The organism is Neomesorhizobium albiziae (assembly GCF_900114255.1).
GTDB classification, from domain to species: domain Bacteria; phylum Pseudomonadota; class Alphaproteobacteria; order Rhizobiales; family Rhizobiaceae; genus Neomesorhizobium; species Neomesorhizobium albiziae.
This window is the reverse complement of the sequence record NZ_FOSL01000038.1, coordinates 17744-27064: the sequence shown is the minus strand read 5'-3', so window position 1 is coordinate 27064 and position 9321 is coordinate 17744. Positions and strand designations below refer to the sequence as shown.

General features: G+C 58.4%; 11 protein-coding genes and 1 pseudogene. 4 read left to right on the top strand and 8 right to left on the bottom strand.

Features of this window, described 5'->3' with window-relative positions; translation table 11 throughout:
- On the bottom strand, window positions 1–246 hold a 246-nt coding region (locus F3H98_RS28350), incomplete at its 3' end, for a helix-turn-helix domain-containing protein (protein ID WP_149764058.1).
- A 194-nt stretch (window positions 247–440) separates the two neighbouring features.
- Here F3H98_RS28350 and F3H98_RS28345 point away from each other — a divergent pair.
- Entirely contained in the window at window positions 441–1328 is an 888-nt protein-coding gene (locus F3H98_RS28345) for a hypothetical protein (RefSeq protein WP_149764054.1), read from the top strand.
- A 93-nt stretch (window positions 1329–1421) separates the two neighbouring features.
- Window positions 1422–2729, top strand: a complete 1308-nt coding sequence (locus F3H98_RS28340) for a hypothetical protein (protein ID WP_149764052.1) — start codon at window positions 1422–1424, stop codon at window positions 2727–2729.
- Window positions 2730–3235: 506 nt separating this feature from the next.
- On the opposite strand, the gene F3H98_RS28335 is transcribed toward F3H98_RS28340, so the two are convergent.
- Window positions 3236–3541 carry an NAD(P)H-dependent oxidoreductase gene (locus F3H98_RS28335; RefSeq protein ID WP_280178032.1) on the bottom strand — a complete coding sequence of 102 codons (306 nt, stop codon included), beginning with the start codon at window positions 3539–3541 and terminating at the stop codon, window positions 3236–3238.
- A gap of 75 nt (window positions 3542–3616) precedes the next feature.
- On the opposite strand from F3H98_RS28335, the gene istA reads away from it, so the two are divergent.
- Window positions 3617–5185, top strand: coding sequence for an IS21 family transposase (gene istA, locus F3H98_RS28330; RefSeq protein WP_149764056.1), 1569 nt, complete (start codon window positions 3617–3619; stop codon window positions 5183–5185).
- Window positions 5118–5850: pseudogene (istB, locus tag F3H98_RS28325) on the top strand (IS21-like element helper ATPase IstB). Before istA ends, istB begins: the two are co-directional and overlap by 68 nt.
- 141 nt (window positions 5851–5991) lie before the next feature.
- Here the strand turns inward: istB and F3H98_RS28320 are convergent.
- The 6 genes from F3H98_RS28320 to F3H98_RS28300 form a co-directional block, all read right to left on the bottom strand.
- Window positions 5992–6225 carry a hypothetical protein gene (locus tag F3H98_RS28320; protein ID WP_149764050.1) on the bottom strand — a complete coding sequence of 78 codons (234 nt, stop codon included), beginning with the start codon at window positions 6223–6225 and terminating at the stop codon, window positions 5992–5994.
- Window positions 6212–6487 carry a hypothetical protein gene (locus tag F3H98_RS28315; RefSeq protein ID WP_149764048.1) on the bottom strand — a complete coding sequence of 92 codons (276 nt, stop codon included), beginning with the start codon at window positions 6485–6487 and terminating at the stop codon, window positions 6212–6214. The genes F3H98_RS28320 and F3H98_RS28315 overlap by 14 nt, the downstream gene beginning before the upstream one ends.
- Before the next feature lie 40 nt (window positions 6488–6527).
- Window positions 6528–6695: a hypothetical protein gene (locus F3H98_RS31395; RefSeq protein ID WP_188130616.1), complete on the bottom strand. Its 168-nt coding sequence runs from the start codon at window positions 6693–6695 to the stop codon at window positions 6528–6530.
- A 77-nt stretch (window positions 6696–6772) separates the two neighbouring features.
- Window positions 6773–7165, bottom strand: coding sequence for a hypothetical protein (locus F3H98_RS28310; RefSeq protein ID WP_149764046.1), 393 nt, complete (start codon window positions 7163–7165; stop codon window positions 6773–6775).
- 85 nt (window positions 7166–7250) lie between these two features.
- Complete coding sequence (gene groL, locus F3H98_RS28305; protein WP_149764044.1) at window positions 7251–8894, bottom strand: chaperonin GroEL; 1644 nt, start codon at window positions 8892–8894, stop codon at window positions 7251–7253.
- 49 nt (window positions 8895–8943) lie between these two features.
- The gene (locus F3H98_RS28300; RefSeq protein ID WP_149764042.1) at window positions 8944–9261 is read right to left on the bottom strand and encodes a co-chaperone GroES; all 318 of its coding nucleotides are present in this window, start codon (window positions 9259–9261) and stop codon (window positions 8944–8946) included.
- Window positions 9262–9321: the final 60 nt, after the last annotated feature.

Here is a 9321-nt window from a genome sequence, read left to right as displayed (position 1 = left end):
CAACTGCTTGATCGTTCGCTTCTGTTTGCGCGATTTGTTCGCCTCGGCTCTTAGCCAGGCCGACAGCCGTTCCGCATAGGCATCGAGCTTGCTCGGCCGCTCCGGAACTTTGAAACGTGGCTCGATCTCGTCGGATCGCAGATATTTGCGGATCGTGTTCCGCGATAACCCTGTGCGCCGTGCGATCTCCCGGATCGAGAGATCGTCCCGCAAACGCCAGCGCCGGATAACGCTCAGTAACGCCATGTCTATCACTCCAGTTTCCCCTGCAATCAGCCAGCAGGGGTGGGTTCAAACATGGGTCACTTCTCAATGGAAAAACTACCTAATCCAGGGTCAGCTCCTGGCGGAAATCAACACTCACATGTCAGCGGACCTCCCAAGGCTTTGATAGGTGGAGACTTGCGACATGGGCCTCGCTCCGAGCTGGATATGAACTGATGGCCCGTCAACTCGCTCAGGAGGAGGAGAGGCTTGGTTTCCAGGAAGCGCGGCCAATACGCATCTCGCGTGAGGGCCCTGCCGAAGTGAACCGCGCGACTGAACGCGAGGAGCTGCAAAAGTGGGCTATAAAGTCCCTGCGACGAGTGCCTCAAAACCTCAATGCGATCGAACAAGTCGGCGACTACCAGGAGGTGAGCCCGTCCCATGCCGACGTCGAAGCTCCCATCGTCCGCTTTTACGAGGGTGCCTTTGAATGGGAGCATATGAATTACTTCCTTTTCCCATACCACTGGGCACGGAGGGCAACATGGCGGGCGCGTAGGGAAGCGAACGCTGTCGACTACTGCTACAGGGCATTTCTCCGCGCCGGAGCTGCCCGCGTGATTGTGCCTGTCACTCCCGGCTACGAGGAAAGAGTGGCCTGGTTTTTGGATCGATCAAATCCAGCCGTCAGCGAACTCGACAGAATTCTCAAGCCGCCACCCAATACTCAGCCCGCGTCAAATGACGCCTTCCGCGACCTCTGGATAGAGTTACTCACCGAGCATCGTCCTGACATGGCTCGGGGATCCGGAACGCTAGACGTGAAGTCCGGATTCACCGAAGTTAACATCAATGCGCAGGCCAATCCCGACACTCAGTGGCGCGCGAAGGAGGATCGCGACTTGGGCCGCGAGATTTTCTTGGACGGCCAGCGTTATGAGATAAGCTCCGTCAAAGATGAAAGTACTTTTGAGCTTGATCGACCTTATGAGGGCAAAAGTAACGTGAAAGCTACCTACGCAGCAGGTACGGCACCCTTCGGCCCTCCGTGGACGGTGAATATACCAACATCGCTTGTCGTCCTCTCCGAGAATGTGACCAAAATTGAAGATCTCGGCTGAGATATTAGTGCCCAAACACATCCACTTAAAGCAAGCGGTGATCCAGGTTCGAAGACCTAAACCAGTCGTCCAAGATTTGCCTAAGAGGCTCTGATGGGAAAGCTCATCGACGACAAGGCCAAACTGGAGCTTCACCGCCTATTGACTGCCGCTGAGAACCGAGAGTCTCTGTACGTTAGCACTGCGCTTTTTAGCGCGATCCTTGCCGCAGGACAGGTGACCGGAATTTCTATCAAACAGCTCGAAAAGAAAGGTTCACAAGGTTCAGAAACGGCTGAAATCGGAGAGTTTTTCCTCGACATCGCCATCGATCTAGTAATCACCGGATTGGGAGGAAAGGTACTCCAGACCGGGCTTGAAAAGGTGCTCAGACCGCTGATCCGCTCTAAGCAAGCGTACTTTATATTCCCCAGTACACCTACTGGAAGGGTTGGAGGCCACCGTGTTTGGCCCGTCGCGCAGGCTAACCTCTCGGCGAAGGCGCTAAGAAAGGCACAAGCCCTAGCCCGCGTTAAGTTGGAGGATCATTTTACTGACATGGTTAACTCAAACGACTTCGAAGCGTTCAAGACTGTTCCTCTTGCGATTGGAAACGCGGTTCTTTTGAAGACGAGCGAAACTGTGTCGAGTAAGGTTAATCTGCCAGCTACGACCCCACCACCAAGCGAAGCGCGGGAAGGAGATCTCCCTTCGGTACAGGTGTTACAAAGCGCTCACAACCACTACATTCGACAGACGACCGCCGTTACGCATGTGTATGGCGAGCTAAAAGGGGCGCTGCAATACACCAAGATTGACACGGATCTTGCAAAGGAATGGACAGCATTTCTCACCGACAACATTGCCGAGGGATACGACGAGACTTCATTGCTGGCTTATAGGGATCATCTTTTTCGCTACTACGAATTTGTCATATGGGCTCATTCCACTGACTTAGCCAGCTTGTCTTCAGTTATGAATACTCATGTTCCGCATCTAATGGGGGAGGAAAGAGAAACACAGTTTGTTGAGGATATAGATAACTATAAATTAATAGATCAACGCAGCGAGAGGACAGTATATCGGTTTCCGGGATTTGCTCCTAACTATCAGGACGCGCTGAACAGATATGGAGGAGTGATTAAGGAAAGGATAATAAGCATCCCCAAGGACAAATTGGAGTACTGGATTAAACGTTTTCCCTATAATTTTGATGACGTAAGAGGGCCGACTGTATTAGAGCGCTTTCAGAATTACTATAGAAACTATCAGAGCGATCGGCAAAAAGCGGGAATGCGGGTCGCAGCTTATGAATTTGTCCTAAAAGCCTTTGAGAGTTGCGACGGGAATATAAGGGACAGGTTTAGGAAGTTGCGAGATCATCGTGCTCTCTTGCGCGCCTCGGACATCGCGCAACCATGATCTGTCCATCTAGTTCCAAGCCATTCAAAGACGTATCGGGTAGCGGCAGAGCCAGTGACGGCCAAGGTCACGAGCAGGATCAAGATGGATGACCGCAGTATCAGGTCAAGAGTCCTCCAACGTGTTCAGGAAGAGACCGAGATGCGAAATTATCTCGCGCATGAACTCCGCGGAACGGCGCAAGGAAGAGGATTTTACCGACGAAAAACGTCCTGATCTCCGGTTCCACGGTGCTGGCTTCGATGCGCCAGTGCCCGCTGAGCTCAACAACCGGATTCGTATGAGAAGGAGCTCGCCTCAACGCCCCTCGGTCGGAGGTTCTACGAGCACCTGTCGTCGCTGGCTGACATTGGACAGTTCATAGTCGTGGACAACACTGATCCACCATCCGATATCGAGTCTCTGGCAACGGTTCAGGTTTTCGCTGGGGAGGATGAAGATGGGCGACAGGGACTGTTCCCGTCGCTGACATGACCCCGCTTCACGCCAGCCTGTCCCGGCGCGCCTTATGCTATCGCAAGGGTACCGATTTCGGCCTGCGCCGCCTTTAGCGATGACTTGCGCTGCTCGACGCTGATGTTGACGCCGTCGGCAGTGATGACTTCAGGATTGCGGATTCCGATGAAAGCGAACACGCTCTTCAAGTAACTCAGCGTGTGCTCGAAACTCTCGGCGGGGGAGCCCGGGCCGTAAAAGCCGCCCCGCGCCAGCGCTATGATGACGCGTTTGCTGCCGAGCAGGCCCTCGGGTCCCCTTTCCGTGTAACGGAAGTGTGATTTTTCATGGAATGAGGACCCCGTTTGAGGGGTGATTTTCGTCCAAACGGGACCCCTTAACGTGGGGTCATCAAGATGCCTCCGGTTTGATCGGAGGCATTTGTGTTTTGGATGTTGGTTGTGGAGACGATTGCAAAGATACGTCGGCTGTCGCTGGTGCAGGGGAAGTCGATCAAGGCGATCTGCCGGGAGTTAAAGATCTCCCGGAAGGTGGTGCGCAAGGTGCTGCGATCGGACGAGACGGAGTTCCGCTACGAGCGCAAGCATCAGCCGTATCCCCGCATGGGAGCCTGGCGTGAGAAGCTGGACCGGCTGCTGTCGGCAAACGCGGCCAAGCCGCAGCGTGAGCGGCTGACGCTGATCCGGATCTTCGAGGAGCTTCGCGGCCTCGGCTATGACGGCAGCTACAGTTCGGTGTGGCGGCACGCGCAGGATTGGGATGAGCAACGCGGCAGCGCCGCGGCCGAAGCCTACATTCCGCTGAGCTTCGCGCCTGGCGAAGCCTACCAGTTCGACTGGAGCCACGAGGTTGTCCTGCTGGATGGCGTGACGGTGACCGTGAAGGTTGCGCACATGCGGCTCTGTCACAGTCGCATGTTCTTCGTTCGGGCCTATCCGCGCGAGACGCAGGAGATGGTGTTCGACGCGCATGACCGGGCGTTCGCCTTCTTCCGGGGGGCGTGCACGCGCGGCATCTACGATAATATGAAGACGGCGGTGGACGCGATCTTCATCGGCAGGGATCGGCGCTACAATCGCCGCTTTGCGCAGATGTGCGGGCATTACCTTGTCGAGCCGGAGGCCTGCACGCCGGCGTCGGGTTGGGAGAAGGGGCAAGTTGAGAACCAGGTCGTGCTGGTGCGGGAGCGCTTCTTTACGCCGAGGCTGCGCTTTAAGACGCTGGAGGACCTGAACGGCTGGCTGGCCGACAAGTGCGTCGCCTACGCCAAGGCGCATCGCCATCCCGAACAGGTCGAGCGCACGGTCTGGGAGGTGTTCGAAGAGGAGCGGGCCAGCTTCATTCCCTATGCCGGGCGCTTCGACGGCTTCCATTGCTTTCCGGCTTCCGTGTCGAAGACCTGCACGGTGCGCTTCGACAACAACAAATACTCGGTGCTCTCGAGCGCCGTCGGCCGGCCGGTCGAGATCCATGCCTATGCCGATCGGATCGTCATCCGCCAGGATGGCGCGCTCGTTGGAGAACATGCCCGCTGCTTCGGCCGCAACGAGGTGATCTACGATCCCTGGCACTACGTGCCGGTTCTGGCCCGCAAGCCCGGCGGACTGCGCAACGGCGCGCCGTTCCGCGGCTGGGTTCTGCCGTCAGCCATGGAGAAGGTGCGCCGCAAGCTCAAGGCTGCCGATGACGGCGACCGGCAGATGGTGTCAATCCTCACCTGTGTGCTGAGTGACGGATTGAACGCGGTCGAGGCGGCCTGTCAGGAAGCCCTCGATCATGGTGTCTCATCGGCGGCGGTGATCCTCAATATCCTGGCCCGCAGCCGAGATCCGGAACCGGGCACGATCCTTTCCATTCCCCACGCGCTGAAGCTGGCTCATGAGCCGATCGCCGACTGCGCCCGCTATGACAGTCTCAGGAGGACGAACAGCCATGGAACGCACCGAAGTGCTGGACCTGATGGGAGTGCTGAAGCTCTACGGGATGCGCTCGGCCTATGACGAGATCATGGGCGTTGCCATCAAGCGGCAGCACGAGCCGCCGAGGATCGTCGGCGATCTGCTCCAGGCCGAGATATCGGAGAAGCAGGCCCGCTCCATCAAATACCAGCTCACCGTCGCCAAGCTACCGCTGGCGAAAGACATCGACGACTTCGACTTCACCGGCACGCCGGTCAACGAGGGCCTGATCCGTGATCTCGCCGGCGGCACCTTCGTTGCCGATCAGCGCAATGTCGTCCTGGTCGGTGGCACCGGCACGGGCAAGTCGCATCTAGCCATCGCCATTGCCCGATCGTTGATCCGCAATGGTGCGCGCGGGCGCTTCTTCAATGTCGTCGACCTGGTCAACAGGCTCGAAACCGAAACCCGTGCCGGCCGGCAGGGACGCATTGCCGATCATCTTACCCGGCTCGACTTTGTCGTGCTCGACGAACTCGGCTATCTCCCCTTCGCCCAGGCTGGCGGGCAGTTGCTCTTCCACCTCGTCTCGAAGCTACGAGCGCACCAGCGTCATCATCACTACCAATCTGGCATTCGGCGAATGGCCCACCGTCTTCGGCGATGCCAAGATGACCACCGCGCTGCTCGATCGCCTTACGCATCATTGCGAGATCGTCGAGACCGGAAACGACTCCTGGCGCTTCAAAAGCCGATCTCAAAGCTGAAGTCGAAAAGCCAATCAACCGCGCCCGATCAGGCTGTGCAACCCCGACCAGCTTCGCCTGATCGGGCGCTAACCGGCGTGCCCTTCATCACCCCAAACCGGGGTCCCTTTTACGCGAAAATGCGGGGTCCGGATTCCACGGTCATTGACAAGCCGGCGTTTCCACTTCTTCCAGACTGTCTTCCGTTGCCACCCGTTCATGCCGCTCTTGATCGCTGCGGATACGGTACTGAGGCGAATTGTTCCTTGAGGGCAGCGTGCCGGTGACACTGTAAAGTTCAGCTGTCCTGAGAGACATGCCGTAGCTGCCATTCAAGCGAACGACCTGGCCAATCGCGAAGCGATGGACGGTCAGCTTCTGCTTATCCCGAACCATCACGCCCAGTCCAATCCTGCTGCTGCGCCGCTTCGAGGTCGGCATAATCGATGGCGATCAACTGGGTTGTCCTGCTGTTCGACGCCACCGACGGAAGATGAATGAACATCGCGACGCGCCGATAGGCGAGCCAGGAAATTCCATCGATTTGTTCTTCGTCCTCCTCGATTGCATAGTCGCCGGGTGGTTGGATGTCGTCGACGCCTGTCAGCGAAAACGGTGCGGAGAAGTGGACGACGGAGTGCGTGGTGCGGGTCGACATGACTTTCTCCGGAGAAGCAGGAAACGGCTTCCCGCTTGCTCTAGGTTAGGCGGTTGTCTTCGACCGTCTGCCGATCGCGGCGTCGTGTTCCGTCGGTATCCGCCTTGCGGTGCCTGTCCGCGCGCTCCTTGCGAATACGCTCGAACCGGTTGTCTTCGGTTTCGTTGAGCATGGGCGGTACTTCTGGTTTCGGTTTAAAGGCGATCATGGTCCATGGCTCCTTGTTCGATGGGAATGTCCGCCGAGCGTAGTCCCGGCGGCTATCATGTGGTTCGCGGCCGGTGGTCAGACGGCGAGCGCGAGGGCACAGCCTTCTGCGGCGCGCCGGTCCGGCGATGTCTGGCCGGGCATGGTGGCCCAGCCGCCGGTTTCGACGAACTGCCGCCTTTTGTAGGTGTCGGTGATGGCGTTCAACTCGGTCAGCTTGACCGCCGAATCAGTGGCGGCCCTGAACTTTTCGACGCAGATGATCGAGGCCAGTTCACCACGCGCCACATCGCCGGCAGTGGTAGCCAGCTGTCGCGAGGTGCCGCCGGTGACCCAGCCGCCCCAGTTGAAACCGACGATCATGGTGGCGACAGCAGTCGCTGCGCAGGCCATGAAAAGCGTCCCCTTGGTCGGCTGGTAGTTTTCCCAGCGCTGCGCAAGCGATGGCTTGGTATTGTTCTGCACGGCCATGGAAGTCACTCCTTGTTGGTTGTTGTTGTGGTCCGGTGATCTCCGGCAACTCCACTCGTTCAGGCACTGTGTGAGAATATTAGGGTCAATACCCCATGCCGCCCATTCCGCTCATGCCTCCGGCCCCGCCCGAGGACGGCGTATCCTTCTGCGGGACAGCGGCGATCATGACTTCGGCGGTGATAAGCAGCGCGGCGATCGAGCCCGCGTCCTGAAGGGCGGTCCTCACTACCTTCGCCGGGTCGACGATGCCGGCTTTGATCATGTCGACATAGGTTTCCGTCTGCGCGTTGAAGCCGTGGTTGGGGTTCTTTGCGTCCACCAGCTTGCCGACGACGATCGAACCTTCGACACCGGAGTTTTCGGCGATCTGCCGAATCGGCGCTTCAAGCGCCCGCATGATGATCGAAATGCCCGCGGTCACATCGGCGTTGGCTCCGGTCAGTGTTGCCAGGGCGGTCCTGGCGCGCAGCAGCGCGACGCCGCCACCGGCAACTATGCCTTCCTCGACCGCCGCACGGGTGGCGTTCAGCGCATCGTCGATACGATCCTTCTTTTCCTTGACCTCGGTCTCGGTTGCGCCGCCGACCCGGATCACCGCGACACCGCCGGCGAGTTTGGCCAGCCGCTCCTGCAGCTTCTCCTTGTCGTAATCCGAGGTGGTTTCCTCGATCTGCGCCTTGATCTGCTGGATGCGCGCCGCAATACTGGTCTTTTCGCCAGAGCCGTCGATGATCGTGGTGGTATCCTTTTCGATAGCCACACGCTTTGCCCGGCCGAGCATGTCGACCGTGACGTTCTCGAGCTTGATGCCGAGATCCTCGGAGATCAGCTGGCCGCCGGTGAGGACGGCGATGTCCTCCAGCATCGACTTGCGGCGGTCGCCGAAGCCCGGTGCCTTGACCGCCGCGACCTTGAGGCCGCCGCGCAACTTGTTGACGACAAGCGTCGCCAGTGCTTCGCCTTCGACGTCCTCTGAGATGATCAGCAACGGCTTGCCCGACTGCACCACCGCTTCGAGGATCGGCAGCATCGCTTGCAAATTGCCGAGTTTCTTCTCGTGAAGGAGGATGTAGGGATCCTCCAATTCCGCACGCATCTTTTCGGCATTGGTGACGAAATAAGGCGAGAGATAACCACGGTCGAACTGCATGCCTTCGACAACGTCGAGTTCGGTCTCGGCCGTCTTGGCTTCCTCGACGGTGATCACACCCTCGTTGCCGACCTTTTTCATCGCCTTAGCGATCATGTCGCCAACGGTGGCGTCGCCATTGGCGGCGATTGTGCCCACCTGGGCGATCTCGTCGGAAGAATTGACCTTCGTCGCTCGGGCCTGGATGTCCTTGACGACTTCGGCCACCGCCAGGTCGATACCCCGCTTCAGATCCATCGGGTTCATGCCGGCGGCGACCAGCTTGGCACCTTCGCGCAGGATTGAAGCGGCAAGGACCGTTGCCGTAGTGGTGCCGTCGCCGGCGAGATCATTGGTCTTGGATGCCACCTCGCGCACCAGTTGTGCGCCCATGTTCTCGAACTTGTCCTCGAGCTCGATCTCCTTGGCGACGGTGACGCCGTCCTTGGTGATGCGCGGCGCGCCGTAAGCCTTGTCGAGGATGACGTTACGTCCCTTCGGGCCGAGCGTCACCTTGACGGCATTGTTGAGAATTTCGACACCGCGCAGCATGCGATCACGCGCATCGGTGGAAAATTTGATTTCCTTGGCAGACATGATTTTCGTCCAGTTCAGTGTTGAAGTTGCGGGATCGGAAATCGACCGGTCAGGCGGCCTTCTTTTTAGCTGCTTTGGTCTTCTCGACGATGCCCATGATGTCGGCCTCCCTCATGATGAGCAGATCTTCGCCGTCGATTTTGATCTCGGTGCCGGACCATTTGCCGAAAAGCACGGTGTCGCCGGGCGCGACATCGAGCGGGATCAGCTTGCCGCTTTCGTCACGGGAGCCTGGTCCGACGGCGATCACTTCGCCCTCTTGCGGCTTTTCCTTCGCATTGTCGGGAATAATGATCCCGCCCTTGGATTTGGTGTCGCCTTCCGCGCGTCGAATGACGACGCGGTCGTGAAGTGGCCGGAATTTCATTGGGATTTCTTTCTGAGGCCGGCTCATTTGGCGGCCACGCATCTTCATACGCTTTTTGGC